Raw genomic sequence first — 13,049 nt, forward strand, 5'->3', positions numbered from 1 at the left:
CAGATGATGGGATTATGGGATGAGTTCCGAAGAGTCTGGCACGCGACAGCCGATGCGTCGAGTGGGACTCATTGACCAGGCTGCCGAGCGCTTCCGCGAGGAGGTGGTCTCTGGACGCTGGCCGGTCGGTGGGCGGATACCGACCGAGGCCGCACTGGTGTCGGAGTTCGGGATCGGCCGGAACACGGTGCGCGAGGCGCTGCAGTCGCTGGTGCACGCAGGTCTACTGCGCCGGCAGCAGGGCCGCGGCACCTTCGTCATCTCCAACTCTGAGCTGGCAGGCACTCTTGAACGTCAGCTCGCCGGTGGCACCCGTCGCCACTACCTGGAACTACGCCGTGCCCTTGACAGCGCTGCAGCGTCACTGGCCGCATTGAACCGCTCAGATGCCGACGTCGAGCTGCTGCGCGAGCTGCGCGACCGTCGAGAAGCGAGCTGGTCGACCGATGATCTCGACCTGCGAGCGAGCGCGGACCTCACCCTGCACCGCGCGATCGTGGCGGCGACGCACAACCCTCTCTACGTCAAGCTGTACTCCAGCATGCTCGACACCTTCGCTGCCCACATGCGCGACGAGAAGGGCGAGGACGACGACGCGGCACACCGCTACCACCACGAGCTGGTCGAGGCGATCGCGGACGGGGACGCCGACCGTGCTGCCACGAAGGTGCTCTCCATCTTCGAACCCTTCATGCGCTGAACCACGCAACCGCCTCCCCGCTCCGCCGGTGCCCGAACCGCCCTGGTCCGTGCTGGCAAGATCCGGGCCACCGGACTGTCGAGCTTCACCGCCGACGCCGTCCGTGAGTGGATCGACACCGCCGGCAGCGGTGGCTTCGCCGCCCCGGTGGCGCTCCAGCCGCACTACAGCTGGTTCATCGGCAGCCGTTCGAGGGGGAGTTCGCCCCGCTCGCGAGCGAGGCCGGTCTTGCGGTGCTTCCTTAACGGGCCCTCGGTGGCGGATTCCTGTCGGGCAAGTACCGCGCCGATGCTGACACCGAGGACCGAGCCAGTGTCAACGCAGGTGACCCTTCGGCCTAGTGCCCGACGGGTTGACGACCTCTTCGGAGGAGTAGCCGTGTTGCGGAGACCTCCGGGCGTTGGCGCTCAGGCCGGCTCGGAGATCTCGTCGTGGACGGACAAGCCCATGGCGGGATGGCGCCGTCGACCAGCCTGGCCGCCTCCGGCGTCTGGCTTTCCTCTGGCCCGGGCGCGGCGAGTTGTTCGGTTCGATTGGTTCGGCCGAAGCGAACAACGAGGGCGAATTTATTCGGTACAGCACATATTGGCTTAGCCGAACAAAATCACGGGAGTTGGCCTCACCACCGACTACGGTCGATCAGTCGCCAGGCAGGATGGTGAGTCGCTGTCCCTTGGGAAGGTGTCGAGGGGCGACGACGAGGTAGTCGCGCTGATCGAGGGTCGCGACCTCGCGAAGGTCGAAGCGCTCGGCCAGGGCTATCACTCAGGCGTCGACCGCCTGAAGGCGCAGCGAGGCGTAGGCCGTGAGCAGTTCGGAGACCCGACGGTAGTCGTGAGGCGTTACCTCGATCACGCGGAGTTCGTCATCGGCGATGGCGGCGCAGAACTCGGCCGCAAGGCCGGGACTACCACGGCGAACCCGGATCGGAGAGCAGGTGACAGATCTCTGTCACCGCGAGCGAAGGCACGACGAGCCTGGTCCAGTTCTGTGTGAGAAATCGCACGCAGCGGGCGTGATCCTTGTCTGCTCTGTTGAACGCGGCGACGGGGGGCCCGTGTCGCAGAGGATCACGCGATGATCGCTCCGTCGGACTGCTCGTGGTGAGGATAGGTGAGATACCGGTCATGATGGACGCCAAGGTCTGCTGGCCCTTGGAGAGCACCGACCAGCGCGGCGAGGTGCCGAGGAAGCTGCGGCTCATCGAGAGCGTCCTCGGTGCCGGCTCCGGCATCATCGTTGAAACTCATGGTTCCAGTGTAGGCACGAACCTGTCCGAGCTGGAGGCATCTCTAGAGCTGCAGCATACGCAGCTGCCGCCCCCTCACCGCGGCTACTGCGGCATCGGCGGCACCAACGTCAAACTAGGTGACCCATCTGAAGGGGTGCCTCCGGATGGGCGAACAAGATCATGCCGCACATGTCCCGCATCCGGAGAGGCGGATGGTGTGCGCTCCCTCTGGGCCAAGCTCCACTGGCTGAGGCGGCTGGATGGGCGGCGCTCTCGGTCGATGGCCATGGATCCCTTTGACCGCCCATGTCAGAACGTGTTCTGATGTACCCTGATGGCGTGAGCGCCAGTCATGCCGACGCAGTGACCTTTTCTGACTTGTCGCGAAATCCCCGGGCGGTCGCCGAGCGCGCGGCACGCCTGGGACGCCTGCGTGTCACCCATCGCGATGCTCCGGACTTCTACTTGACGGCGGCGGACCGTGAAGAGGAGCGCGAACGGACGCTCACCACCGCGTCCCGGCTGTTTCTTGCCTTGATCAAGCATGATTCCACTGCGCGGGCGCTGGTCATAGCCATGCCGGAGGTCTTTCCTTGGGTTCGCCACCTGTCTGCGGACGAACTGCGTGCCTTCACTCTGGAACTGGTCGAAGCGCTCTCCGACGCGGCCGAGCTGGAGGTCGATGCCACCACGCAGGAGGTCATCGCCGGCTGGCGAGCCACTGCCAGGATCAAGGCCGACCCCGCACACTACGCCGAGGCTCGCAAGCCCACGAGCGGTGACTTCGGGCCGGTCCAGGTTTCGGCATGAGCCCGAAGCGTGGAGATCGGGTCACAGTGCCACCACCGGATGGTGAGTGGGATGTCCGGTTCGGTGCCAGTGAAGCGGTCAGGGGCTGAGAAGAGCCGTGCCGCCATGCCCTGGCCAATACGCGCCGATGCTTCGACGTGCTGCGGGTTGATCCCCGTTCCCGCTCCAGTCACGACCGTCAGCATCGCCTACGCGGCGACCTCGCGACTCATCGTCACAACGGCAAGGATTTGGAACAGTGGGAATTCGAGGTCACCAGCGGCGGGCGTGTCCGCTATGCCATCGATGATGCCACTCGCACTGTCTGGGTAATCTATGCATCGCCTCGGCACCCCAAAGACACCGAATAGCTGACCATTGCTCCGCGAAGCCAAGTGCTACCACCAGCAATATCTGCACAAAGTACCCAATGAGTACTGCGGCATCGGCGGCACCGGCGTCGGCTGCCCCATCGGCGTGACGACCGGCGAGGCATGACCTAGCGAGCCTGCCTCCACAGGCCTCCACGGTGTCGTCGTCGTCGCGGACGATCAGCGCGTCGTCGCCGCCGAGCTCCATGTTGGCCTTCTCCGGCGTGTGCGCCGCGAGGTGCGCGACCGACCGCCCGACGGCTGTGCTGCCGGTGGGCTGGACGCGAGAAGGCCGGGCATCCCATCCGTCGGACGCCCAGCCCGCCACCGGCCCCCTTCCGCGAGGCTGGTCGCTCAGAACTCGCAGTTGTGCTCGGTCTCGCCGGTGCAGGTGTCGGTGTCGGCGCCGCCGTCGGTCGTGTCGTTCCCGCCACGGCCGTTCAGGAAATCGTTGCCGGTGCCGCCGTCGAGGATGTCGCGACCGCTGCCGCCCCAGAGGGTGTCATTGCCGGCCGAGCCGAAGATCTCTGTGAACCGGTTGACGGTGTCGTTGTTGACGATGTCGTCGCCCTGGCGCATGTTGACCATGATCGTGCTGGCGTTCTTGCAGCTGACCCCGCCGGAGATGGGCTGGCAGTCGGTGTCGCTGGAGGTGACTCCCGCCCCGGTCACCTTGATGACGCCGCCGGCGCCCTCTGCCAGGGTGATCAGGTCGGATCCGTTCGTGCCGGTGACCGACAGGCCGCCGAGACTCACGGTCACGGTGATCGGCGAGGCCGCCTGGGCGGGAGCGGACAGGGTCACCACGCCGGCTAAACCGGCGATGGTGAGGGCGAGGGCGGCGATGTGACGACGCATGTTCATTTCAGTCCTTAACTCGGTGATCCCGGCCCCCGTTGGACCGATGCACCAAGGAAAGCGCCTCGCTTGCCTCCGGTCTGTGGCGAAATGCGCGCCCGGTACCGATCCAAATGCCTACGGCAAGAAGGCGGCGCGATTCCTGTATGACGGGTGTCGGGTGAAGGCGTTCGGGTTTATTACCGTCATTGGACGTCAAAACGCCCCCAGGCGAGGGCCTGCCATGCCGCCGGCACGTTGCCGGGCTTGTGCGGGAGCGCCAGCCGGCGCATCTCCCGCTCATCGAGGTCACCGTCCACCACAGCCACGAGGTCGATATCGCTGATTCCCGGCCGCCATGCTTCCAGTGCGATCGAGCCGACCATGTAGAAGTCACAGATCCGCCCGGGCACCAGCCGGTCGGCTACCGACAGAGAACGGGAGACCGCACGTGCGGCGTCGTCCGGAAGCATGAGACAGCAGGCTTCCACGACCGATGGCACGCCACGAGGGGGGCGCGCTTGGAGAAGCGTGCGCCGGAGGCGGTCCTCTTCAGGGCGTGCGGTCCGTCCAACCCGAGAGGTCGGTGCCCGGCGGCGGTGGTGGGCGCCGCCGGGACCGGAGTCAGTCGCCGAGGAGGGCGTCGGTGAAGACCTCGGGGTCGAAGGGGGCCAGGTCGTCGGGGCCCTCGCCGAGGCCGACGAGCTTCACCGGAACGCCCAGCTCGCGCTGGACGGAGATCACGATGCCGCCCTTGGCCGTGCCGTCGAGCTTGGTCAGCACGATGCCGGTGATGTTGACCGCCTCGGCGAAGACCTGGGCCTGGCGCATGCCGTTCTGTCCGGTGGTGGCGTCCAGCACCAGGAGGACCTCGTCGACCGTGGCCTTCTTCTCGATGACGCGCTTCACCTTGCCCAGCTCGTCCATCAGGCCGGTCTTGGTGTGCAGGCGGCCGGCGGTGTCGACGATGACCGTGTCGACCTTGTCGTCGATGCCCTTGGACACCGCGTCGAAGGCGACGGAGGCCGGGTCGGCGCCCTCGTCCTTGCGCACCACCTCGGCGCCGACCCGTTCGCCCCAGGTCTGGAGCTGGTCGGCGGCGGCGGCGCGGAAGGTGTCGGCGGCGCCCAGCAGGACCTTGCGGCCGTCGCCGATCAGCGCTCGGGCGAGTTTGCCCGTGGTCGTGGTCTTGCCGGTGCCGTTCACCCCGACGACGAGCACGACGGCGGGCCGCTCACCGTGCGGGGCGGTGTGCAGCGTCCGGTCCATGTCGGCGCCGATCAGGGCGAGCAGCTGCTCGCGCAGCAGGCCGCGTACTTCGTCGTGGCTGCGCGACCCGAGCACCTTGACCTTGGTGCGCAGCTCTTCGACCATCGTGCGCGTGGGGCTGACGCCGACGTCGGCGGTGATCAGCATGTCTTCGATCTCGTCCCAGACGTCGTCGTCCAGGCGGTCGCGCGACAGCAGCTCGAGCAGGCCCTTGCCGAGCGTGCTCTGCGAGCGGGCGAGCCGGGCGCGCAGCCGCACCATGCGGCCGGCGGACGGGGGCGGGATCTCGAAGGCCGGCGGGGGCGGCGCGACGGGCTCGGCCGGCTTGGCCGGTGGGGGGACGGTGGTCGTGAGGGTGTCATCTTCGATGACACCGGTGGCCGGAGCTTGGCTCTCCTCCGGGATCGTCGGCGCCTCGGGCGGCGCGACGGGCGGAGCGTGCCTCTGGCTCGGGCGGAACAGCAGGAACATCCCGCCCGCCGCGAGCAGCGCGACGACGATGACGATCAGAATGATGCCGAGGTACCCATCCACAAGATGTCAGTTTTCCAGACGAGCGGCCATGCTCACGCCCCGGCTTGCCCGCGCCGCGCCGGTTGCGCCGATATGAGCGTTCAGAGGCGCTCTCGCCACGGGCACAAGGAGGCCGACGACGGCTGGCCGGCCGGCAGGACGTCTGCCGGGTGGAGGTGCTCGGAGGCGTTTTCGAGCCCGGGGAAGGGCGGCTGTCAGGGTGTCCGGCGGTGGAAGTGCTCGACCGCGCGCTGCACCCGCAGGCCGGCGGCGAAGTCGGCGAGTCTGGAGGGCTCCCCACGGACGGCCTTGGCGAACTCGCTCAGCCGGGTGTCCTCTCCCCCGCGGGGCCCGTCCGGCTCGACACGGGTCCAGCCGGAGCCGTCGCCGAGCCACAGGTCCGCGAAGTCGGTGATCCGGTACGACCGCTCGGCGCCGTAGAGGGTCCATTCGTAGGTCTCCGGTGCCGCGGCGACCTGCCCCGAGATCGTGACCGGAACGTCCCCCGCGGTGAACAGGCCGAAGGCCGACTCCTCCCCCGCCGCGCCGTAGCCGGCCCGCGTGTGCACAGGTGTGAGGGGGCCGAGGAGCCGGTCGGTGAGGAAGAGGAAGTGCGAGCCGACCTCCCGCAGAAAGCCGCCCTGGGCACGACCGGCGACCCAGTGGGCGTCCTGCTGGAACTCTCTCGGCCACTGGGGGAAGGTGAACCGCATCTCCACGCCGAGCACCGTCCCGGCCTCGCCGTCCCGCAGCGCCCGGCCCACCGCCAGCGCGGCGGCGCGGTCGGCCATCGTGAAGTTCAGCCCGGTGGCGACCCCTGTCTCGGCGGCCACGGCGACCATCTCTTCGCCTTCGGCCAGGTCCACCGCGAGCGGCTTCTCGGCGAAGACCGCCTTGCCCGCCTTCATCGCGCGCACGGCGTAGGCCGCGTGCGTGGCGGGCGGCGAGGCGACGTAGAGGGCGTCGAGCCCGTCATGGTCGACCAGTTCGTCCGGTTCTGCGGTGTAGATCACTTCCGGGTGCGCCGCGGCCGCCCGCTCGACGGCCCGCGCGCCCGGGTCGGCGGCCAGGACGACGTCGAACTCAGGGTGCCGCCGCGCTACGTCGAGCATCTCGGCGCCCATCGCGCCCAGCCCGATGATGCCCAGACGGATCTTCGCTTTCTCCATGATCGGAATCTTGGCCGTCCCGACCGGTCGGGACAAGCCCGCGGCCGAGGCCCCGGGACCCTACGCCGGCGGGCGGCCCATGAGACGACGACACGGCGTGCATCGTCTCGCCGGCGGAGCCGGGGTTCTACGGCGCCTGCTCATCGGTGGCGATCTTCTCCTGCGCCTCAGGGCCGGCAGCGGGCTCCGGCGGGCGGCGGTAGACGCCGTACCAGTGGGCGGCGGCGAGTTCGCCGGCCACGCGGGCGTCCTCCTCGCCGTCGTCCTCGGTGGTGGTCACGTGCTGGGCGATGACCTTCTCTCCGCCCCAGATCATGACGCGAGCCGCCCTCACCGGATCGAGACCGGTGGACGCGCGCCCCGCGCGCTGCTCCCGCGCCAGCAGGACGGCGACGCGGTCGATGAACCGCTGCTGGCCGGCCTCCAGCGCCTCGCTCACCGCACGGTCGTAGCCCGCCACTTCGAGGACCGCCGCGTACGTGGCGGCACGCCCGCGGTAGTGGCGGATGATGCTCAGGTAGGCGTCCGCGAGCCACGCCAGGCCGTCGGCGGGGCCGCAGGGGTCCCAATCGGTCCCGATGTCGAAGGTCCCCGTCTTCAGGGAGGCGGCCAGCCGCAGGATCAGCTCGGTCTTGTCGCGGAAGTACAGGTAGAACGTGGACCGCGACAGGCCCGCCTCCGAGGCGATGCGTTCGACGCTCAGTTCGGTGAAGCTCGCGCCTTCGGCCAGCAGCTTCTCGACCACGTCGAGCGTGCGCGCCTCGGCGGCGGCGCGGCGGTCCACGGCGGCGGCGGAGGGCCGCCGGGTCGTTGATGCCAATGGTCTTCCGATGCTCGGGGCGAGTGTGCGTCTTCGGCGGTCGCCTGAGGTTCCCAACCCTAATGTAGGCTGAGCTGGACATAGTGTCCAACGTTTCGTCCAACACGCTGTCCAAGAAGCCGGACGACAACGCTGACACCTGCTGTGACCTGTGAGAAGGGTGTGGCCGATGCCGCCTCGTACCTATGTCCTGATACCCGGTGCCTGGCATGGGGGGTGGGCGTGGCGGCCCGTCGCCGAGCGGCTGCGCGCAGCCGGGCACCGCGCGATCACCCTCACGCTGCCCGGCCTGGGCGACGGCGACGACCCCACGGGCCTGCGCCTGCAGGACGCGGTCGACCACGTGGTGAACGAGGTGGAGCGGCTCGACCTCACCGGCGTGACCCTGGTCGCGCACAGCTGGGGCGGCTACCCGATGACCGGGGCCGCCCATCGCCTGGCGGGCAGGGTCGCCGGGCTCGTCTACTACAGCGCGTTCGTGCCTCGCCCGGGTGTCTCTCTGCTGGGCGAGAACCCTCCCGAGAACGTGGCGCTGCTGCGCTCACTGGCGGAAGCCTCCCCCACCCGGTCGATCCCGATGAACCTGGAGTTCGTCCGGCAGTTGCTCATGCAGGGCGCCGCAGAGGACGTCCAGCGCCTGGTGACCGAGTTGCTGACGCCTCAGCCGAGCGGTTACTGGGAGGACGCCCTGGACATCCCCGAGGTCACCGCGCTCGGCATCCCCGCCCGGTACGTACTGAGCGAGGAGGATCACGCGCTGCCGCGCCCGGGCACCGAGTTCGCAGCCCGCCTGGGGGTGGAGCCGGTGATGGTGCCCGGGACGCACGAGAGCCTGCTGACCCACCCCGACGAGGTGGCGAAGGCGCTGCTCGACGACTGAACCGCAGATGGGCCGCCGTGCCGGGGCCCGACGGCGCCGAGACCCCGGCGTCCCAGCCGGGGCTTCGGCCGGACCGGCCGGGAGGGCGGCTCACGCCCGAGAAGACCCGGCCGGCGACCGGGCAGGGCAGGCTCGCGACCGGGCAGGGCCGGAACTCACGGCCGGCCGCCGGCGAAGGTCAGGCGGACTCGCGTTCGCGGAGGCGCTGGCTGACGACCTGGGTGACGCCGTCGCCGCGCATGCTCACGCCGTAGAGGGCGTCGGCGATCTCCATGGTGCGCTTCTGGTGGGTGATGACGATGAGCTGGGAGCTCTGGCGCAGCTCTTCGAACAGCGTCAGCAGCCGCTGGGTGTTGGTGTCGTCCAGCGCCGCCTCGACCTCGTCCATGACGTAGAACGGCGACGGCCGCGCCTTGAAGATCGAGATGAGGAACGCGACGGCGGTCAGCGAGCGTTCTCCGCCGGACAGCAGGGACAGCCGCTTGACCTTCTTGCCCGGCGGCCTGGCCTCGACGTCGACGCCGGTGGTGAGCATGTCGGTGGGGTCGGTCAGCACCAGGCGCCCCTCGCCGCCGGGGAAGACCCGGGTGAAGATGGTCTCGAACTCGCGGGCGACGTCCTCGTAGGCGGCCGTGAAGACCTGCTCCACCCGCTCGTCGACCTCCTTGACCACGGTGAGCAGGTCGCGCCGGGTCTTGCGCAGGTCTTCGAGCTGGGAGTTGAGGAAGGCGTGCCGCTCCTCCAGCGCCGCGAACTCCTCCAGCGCCAGCGGGTTGACCTTGCCGAGCTGCGCCATCTGCTTGTCGGCGACCCTGGCGCGCTTCTCCTGCTCGTCGCGGACATAGGGCACAGGCTCGCCGTCGGCGACCGGAACGGGCTGGTCGGGGCCGTACTCGGAGATCAGGGCGTCCATCTCGACGCCGTACTCGTCCATGGCCCGCTGCTCCATCTGCTCCAGGCGCAGCCGCTGCTCGGTGCGGGCCACCTCGTTGCCGTGGGCGCGGTTGACCAGCTTGTCGAGCTCGGCTGCAAGCTCGCGCACCCGCGCGCGCACGGCCTTGAGCTCGGCGTCGATCTCGCCGCGCGCCCGCTCGGCGTCCTCTCGGTCGTCGGCGGCCAGCGCCAGCGAGACTTCGAGCACCCCGAGAGCGCGCCCGGCGCCGCGGACGACGACCTCGGCCACCTGGGCCTGGGCGCGGCGCCGCTCGCGCAGCGCGGCGGCTCCGGCCCGTTCGCGCCGTTCGCGCTCGGCGGCCTGCACGAGCTGGTCGGCGCGGCCGGCGATGCCGCGGACGCGCTCTTCGGTCGTGCGGACGGCCAGCCGCGCCTCCATCTCGGCCTGCCGGCCGACGTTGCAGGCCCCGGCCAGCTCGTCGCGGGTCTCGGTGGTCGGCTCGGCGGCCAGCTCGTCGGCGTACTCGGCCTCGGCCAGGCGCTCCTCCAGCTCGACGACCCCGGCGAGGTCGCGGTCGCGCGCCTGCTCGGCGGCGGCGACGCCGCGGGCCAGCCGCTCGCACTCGTCGCCCGCCGCCTTGGCGGCGGCGTCGAGCTGGGCCAGCCGCCTGGCCGCGAGGGCGACCCGTTGATCGGCCTCGCGCTGCTTGGCCCGCACGCGGTCGAGCTCGGCCTGTGCGGAGTTCACGCCGGACTGGGCGGTGTTGACCCCGGTCTGCGCCTGCGCGGCCCGCGCCTGGACGGCTTCCACGGCCTGCTGGGCGGCGCGTTCGGCGCCCCCCGCGCGTTCCAGTTCTTCGGTGGTGCTCTCGGCGGTGGCCCGGGCCTGCTCGAGGTCGGCGACGGCCTGGTCGAGGGCGGCGCGCACCTGCAGCACCGAGCCGCCGCCACCGGACCCGCCCTGCGCGAAGAACGCCCCCACCAGGTCGCCCGACCAGGTGACGGCCCGCACGCCGGGGCGCTCCTCCACGACCTTCCTGGCGACCGACACGTCCTCGACGACGACCACGCCGGACAGCAGGCTCTCGACGGCGGCGCGGAACCGGTCGGAAACGGTCACCAGATCGCAGGCCCACTCGGCGCCGTCCACGGGCACTGGCCTGGCCACGGCGGCGTCCGCCGCGACGACCAGCGCGGCCCGGCCGGCGCCTTCGGCGCGCAGCAGCTCTACGGCGTCGACGACGGTGGACAGCGACTCGACCGCCACGGCCTCGGCGGCGGCGCCGAGCACGGCGGCCACGGCCACCTCGGCGCCCGGCCGCACGGTCATCAGCGCGGCGAGCGGCCCGAGCACCCCGGACAGGCCGGAGGCCATCAGGGCCGCCGCGCCGTCGGCGCCCTCGGCCAGGCCCATGCGCAGGGCGTCCACCCGGGCCTCCAGGGCGGCGACGGCCCGCTGGGCCTGCTGGTCGGCGGCCCGCGCCGCGCCCACGGCCGCGCGCGCCTCGGCCAGCGCCCGCCGCGGGGCCTCGGCGTCCGCCTTGGCGTCCTCCACGGCGGCCCGGGCCTCCTCGACCGCGGCCTTGGCCTCGTCGACGCCCTGCTGGGCGCGGGCCAGTTCGTCGGCGAGCGCGGGATCGGACGCCGGCTCGGCCTCCTGCTGCGCGTCGTGGTCTTCGCGGGCCCGCTCGCTGCGGTGACGGGCCTCCAGCAGGGCCTTGGTCAGGCGCCCGATCTCTTCCTCGGCGGCCCTCGCGCGGCCGCGCACGGCGGCCACCTCGCCGCGCAGCCTGGCCAGGCTCTCGCGCCGGTCGGCGGCCTCGCGCGCCGCCGCGGCCAGGCGGCGTTCTTCGACGGCTAGAGCGCTCTCGGCCTCGGTGCGGCGCCAGACGGCCTGTTCGAGGACCTCCTCGGCCTGTTCCAGCTCGACCTTGAGCGCCTCCTCGCGCTCGCGCACCTCGGCGGCCTCGCGTTCGTACTCTTCGGGGTCACGCCCGCGGCGCTCGATGGAGGCGGCCTCGACGGCGTGGCGGTGCCGCTCGGCGGCCAGGGTCTCGACGCTGTGGAAGCGCTCTTTGAGCGCGGCCAGGCGGTAGTAGGTCTCCTGCGCGGCGGCCAGGCGCGGCTGGGCGGCGCCCTCGGCGGCCTCAAGCTCGGCCTCGCGGGCCTGCCCCCGTTCGAGGTCGCCCTCGACCTGGGTGCGCCGGGCGCGGACGGTGGCCTCGTCGGCGGCCTCGCGGTCGAGGTGGTCGCGCAGGCGGACGACGTCGTCGGCCAGCAGGCGCAGCCGCGCGTCGCGCAGATCGGCCTGGATGACCGCGGCCTTGCGGGCGATCTCGGCCTGGCGGCCCAGCGGCTTGAGCTGGCGGCGCAGCTCGGCCGCCAGATCTTGGACGCGGGTGAGGTTGGCCTGCATGGCGTCGAGCTTGCGCAGCGCCTTCTCTTTGCGCTTGCGGTGCTTCAGGACGCCCGCGGCCTCTTCGATGAAGGCCCTGCGCTCCTCGGGGCCGGCGTGCAGGACGGTGTCGAGCTGGCCCTGGCCGACGATGACGTGCATCTCGCGGCCGATGCCGGAGTCCGACAGCAGCTCCTGGATGTCCAGCAGCCGGCAGGTGTCGCCGTTGATGGCGTACTCGCTCTGGCCGGACCGGAACATCAGCCGGCTGATCGTGACCTCGGTGTAGTCGATGGGGAGGGCGCCGTCGGTGTTGTCGATGGTCAGCGTCACCTCGGCGCGCCCGAGGGGCGGCCGGGAGGAGGTGCCGGCGAAGATGACGTCCTCCATCTTGCCGCCGCGCAGGGACTTGGCGCTGTGCTCGCCCATGACCCAGGCGAGGGCGTCCACGACGTTGGACTTGCCCGAGCCGTTGGGGCCGACCACGGCGGTGATGCCGGGCTCGAACTTCAGGGCGGTGGCGGAGGCGAAGGACTTGAAGCCGCGCAGCGTGAGGTTCTTGAGGTACACGCGCGCCGACCTCCCCGTCTGCCCCGGGCACCGCCTCGCGTGCTCGCCGGCGATCCCTCCGGGGCACACTATCGGCTCAGACGGCTCCGGGTGTGCTCACCGGCGATGCCGGGGACACCAGGGCGTGCGGAAACGGCCGCACGGGGTGCGACGCCGGGCGAGGGTCACCGCGCAGCGAGAGGCGGCCGCGCGGACGGCCCGGAAAATGACAAGGGACGCCTTTGCGGGGCGTCCCTGACGGTGTGTTGCCGTACCGAACCTCTCAGGTGAGGGCCGGCTCGCGATCCTGCAGGCGAGAGAACGCCTCATCACGCGACTGGGCCGCGAGAGCGTCGTTCTGGGCCTGGAGCCTTGTGAGCTCTGCCTCCAGATCCCGGATTCGCTGCTGGAGACGGCGCATTTCCGAGACCATTCGAGGGTCGAGACCGCCGACGTGGCCGAGTAGAGCCTTCGCCATGGTTAAGGGTCCTCCACGCTGAGTGACCAAACTGGTTCGCGCACTTCTTGCCGCGGGAGGGGTGCGCGTGTTTCCTATCAAGAGTCGCACCGGCAATGGAGGCGGTCAAGTTGAACGCTCCCCACGAATGCGCCAATGGGCACTCCCGACATGT

General features: G+C 70.7%; 12 protein-coding genes and 2 pseudogenes. 4 read left to right on the forward strand and 10 right to left on the reverse strand.

The genetic code is table 11. The features are described from left to right. Window positions 1–19: 19 nt before the first annotated feature. The gene (locus tag ACFO60_RS22745; protein ID WP_380843213.1) at window positions 20–700 is read left to right on the forward strand and encodes a FadR/GntR family transcriptional regulator; all 681 of its coding nucleotides are present in this window, start codon (window positions 20–22) and stop codon (window positions 698–700) included. A gap of 639 nt (window positions 701–1,339) precedes the next feature. On the opposite strand, the gene ACFO60_RS22750 is transcribed toward ACFO60_RS22745, so the two are convergent. Both ACFO60_RS22750 and ACFO60_RS22755 read right to left on the reverse strand, forming a co-directional pair. Continuing rightward, window positions 1,340–1,465 carry a hypothetical protein gene (locus tag ACFO60_RS22750; protein ID WP_380843215.1) on the reverse strand — a complete coding sequence of 42 codons (126 nt, stop codon included), beginning with the start codon at window positions 1,463–1,465 and terminating at the stop codon, window positions 1,340–1,342. A gap of 305 nt (window positions 1,466–1,770) precedes the next feature. Then, window positions 1,771–1,950, reverse strand: a complete 180-nt coding sequence (locus ACFO60_RS22755) for a hypothetical protein (RefSeq protein WP_380843217.1) — start codon at window positions 1,948–1,950, stop codon at window positions 1,771–1,773. 320 nt (window positions 1,951–2,270) lie between these two features. Here ACFO60_RS22755 and ACFO60_RS22760 point away from each other — a divergent pair, with 320 nt between their 5' ends. Both ACFO60_RS22760 and ACFO60_RS22765 read left to right on the forward strand, forming a co-directional pair. Then, window positions 2,271–2,741 carry a hypothetical protein gene (locus tag ACFO60_RS22760; protein WP_380843219.1) on the forward strand — a complete coding sequence of 157 codons (471 nt, stop codon included), beginning with the start codon at window positions 2,271–2,273 and terminating at the stop codon, window positions 2,739–2,741. Between the two features lie 369 nt (window positions 2,742–3,110). After that, a pseudogene (locus ACFO60_RS22765) lies at window positions 3,111–3,218 on the forward strand (peptide-methionine (S)-S-oxide reductase MsrA); the annotation flags it as partial. A gap of 33 nt (window positions 3,219–3,251) precedes the next feature. Here ACFO60_RS22765 and ACFO60_RS22770 read toward each other — a convergent pair. The 6 genes and pseudogenes from ACFO60_RS22770 to ACFO60_RS22795 form a co-directional block, all read right to left on the reverse strand. Beyond that, a pseudogene (locus tag ACFO60_RS22770) lies at window positions 3,252–3,419 on the reverse strand (aldehyde dehydrogenase family protein); the annotation flags it as partial. 26 nt (window positions 3,420–3,445) lie between these two features. Then, on the reverse strand, window positions 3,446–3,955 hold the full coding sequence (locus tag ACFO60_RS22775) for a calcium-binding protein (RefSeq protein WP_380843221.1): 510 nt from the start codon (window positions 3,953–3,955) through the stop codon (window positions 3,446–3,448). 179 nt (window positions 3,956–4,134) lie between these two features. Beyond that, window positions 4,135–4,401, reverse strand: a complete 267-nt coding sequence (locus ACFO60_RS22780; RefSeq protein ID WP_380843223.1) for a nucleotidyltransferase domain-containing protein — start codon at window positions 4,399–4,401, stop codon at window positions 4,135–4,137. A gap of 151 nt (window positions 4,402–4,552) precedes the next feature. Then, entirely contained in the window at window positions 4,553–5,731 is a 1,179-nt protein-coding gene (ftsY, locus tag ACFO60_RS22785) for a signal recognition particle-docking protein FtsY (protein WP_380843225.1), read from the reverse strand. A gap of 194 nt (window positions 5,732–5,925) precedes the next feature. Then, window positions 5,926–6,879, reverse strand: coding sequence for a Gfo/Idh/MocA family protein (locus tag ACFO60_RS22790; protein ID WP_380843227.1), 954 nt, complete (start codon window positions 6,877–6,879; stop codon window positions 5,926–5,928). Window positions 6,880–7,006: 127 nt separating this feature from the next. Further along, window positions 7,007–7,699: a TetR/AcrR family transcriptional regulator gene (locus ACFO60_RS22795; RefSeq protein ID WP_380843229.1), complete on the reverse strand. Its 693-nt coding sequence runs from the start codon at window positions 7,697–7,699 to the stop codon at window positions 7,007–7,009. Between the two features lie 169 nt (window positions 7,700–7,868). Here ACFO60_RS22795 and ACFO60_RS22800 point away from each other — a divergent pair, with 169 nt between their 5' ends. After that, on the forward strand, window positions 7,869–8,579 hold the full coding sequence (locus tag ACFO60_RS22800) for an alpha/beta fold hydrolase (protein ID WP_380843231.1): 711 nt from the start codon (window positions 7,869–7,871) through the stop codon (window positions 8,577–8,579). Window positions 8,580–8,757: 178 nt separating this feature from the next. Here ACFO60_RS22800 and smc read toward each other — a convergent pair whose 3' ends face one another. Next, window positions 8,758–12,438 carry a chromosome segregation protein SMC gene (gene smc, locus ACFO60_RS22805; RefSeq protein ID WP_380843233.1) on the reverse strand — a complete coding sequence of 1,227 codons (3,681 nt, stop codon included), beginning with the start codon at window positions 12,436–12,438 and terminating at the stop codon, window positions 8,758–8,760. Window positions 12,439–12,700: 262 nt separating this feature from the next. After that, on the reverse strand, window positions 12,701–12,895 hold the full coding sequence (locus tag ACFO60_RS22810; protein WP_248958190.1) for a hypothetical protein: 195 nt from the start codon (window positions 12,893–12,895) through the stop codon (window positions 12,701–12,703). Between the last annotated feature and the right edge of the window lie 154 nt (window positions 12,896–13,049).

The organism is Sphaerisporangium dianthi, from assembly GCF_042654065.1.
Classification (GTDB): Bacteria; Actinomycetota; Actinomycetes; order Streptosporangiales; family Streptosporangiaceae; genus Sphaerisporangium; species Sphaerisporangium dianthi.

Coding starts and splice junctions, on each gene's coding strand:
- ACFO60_RS22780 (WP_380843223.1), bottom strand. CDS start 4,401: ATGCTTCCGGACGACGCCGCACGTGCGGTCTCCCGTTCTCTGTCGGTA.
- ACFO60_RS22810 (WP_248958190.1), bottom strand. CDS start 12,895: ATGGCGAAGGCTCTACTCGGCCACGTCGGCGGTCTCGACCCTCGAATG.
- ACFO60_RS22755 (WP_380843217.1), bottom strand. CDS start 1,950: ATGAGTTTCAACGATGATGCCGGAGCCGGCACCGAGGACGCTCTCGAT.
- ACFO60_RS22775 (WP_380843221.1), bottom strand. CDS start 3,955: ATGAACATGCGTCGTCACATCGCCGCCCTCGCCCTCACCATCGCCGGT.
- ACFO60_RS22790 (WP_380843227.1), bottom strand. CDS start 6,879: ATGGAGAAAGCGAAGATCCGTCTGGGCATCATCGGGCTGGGCGCGATG.
- ACFO60_RS22800 (WP_380843231.1), top strand. CDS start 7,869: ATGCCGCCTCGTACCTATGTCCTGATACCCGGTGCCTGGCATGGGGGG.
- ACFO60_RS22745 (WP_380843213.1), top strand. CDS start 20: ATGAGTTCCGAAGAGTCTGGCACGCGACAGCCGATGCGTCGAGTGGGA.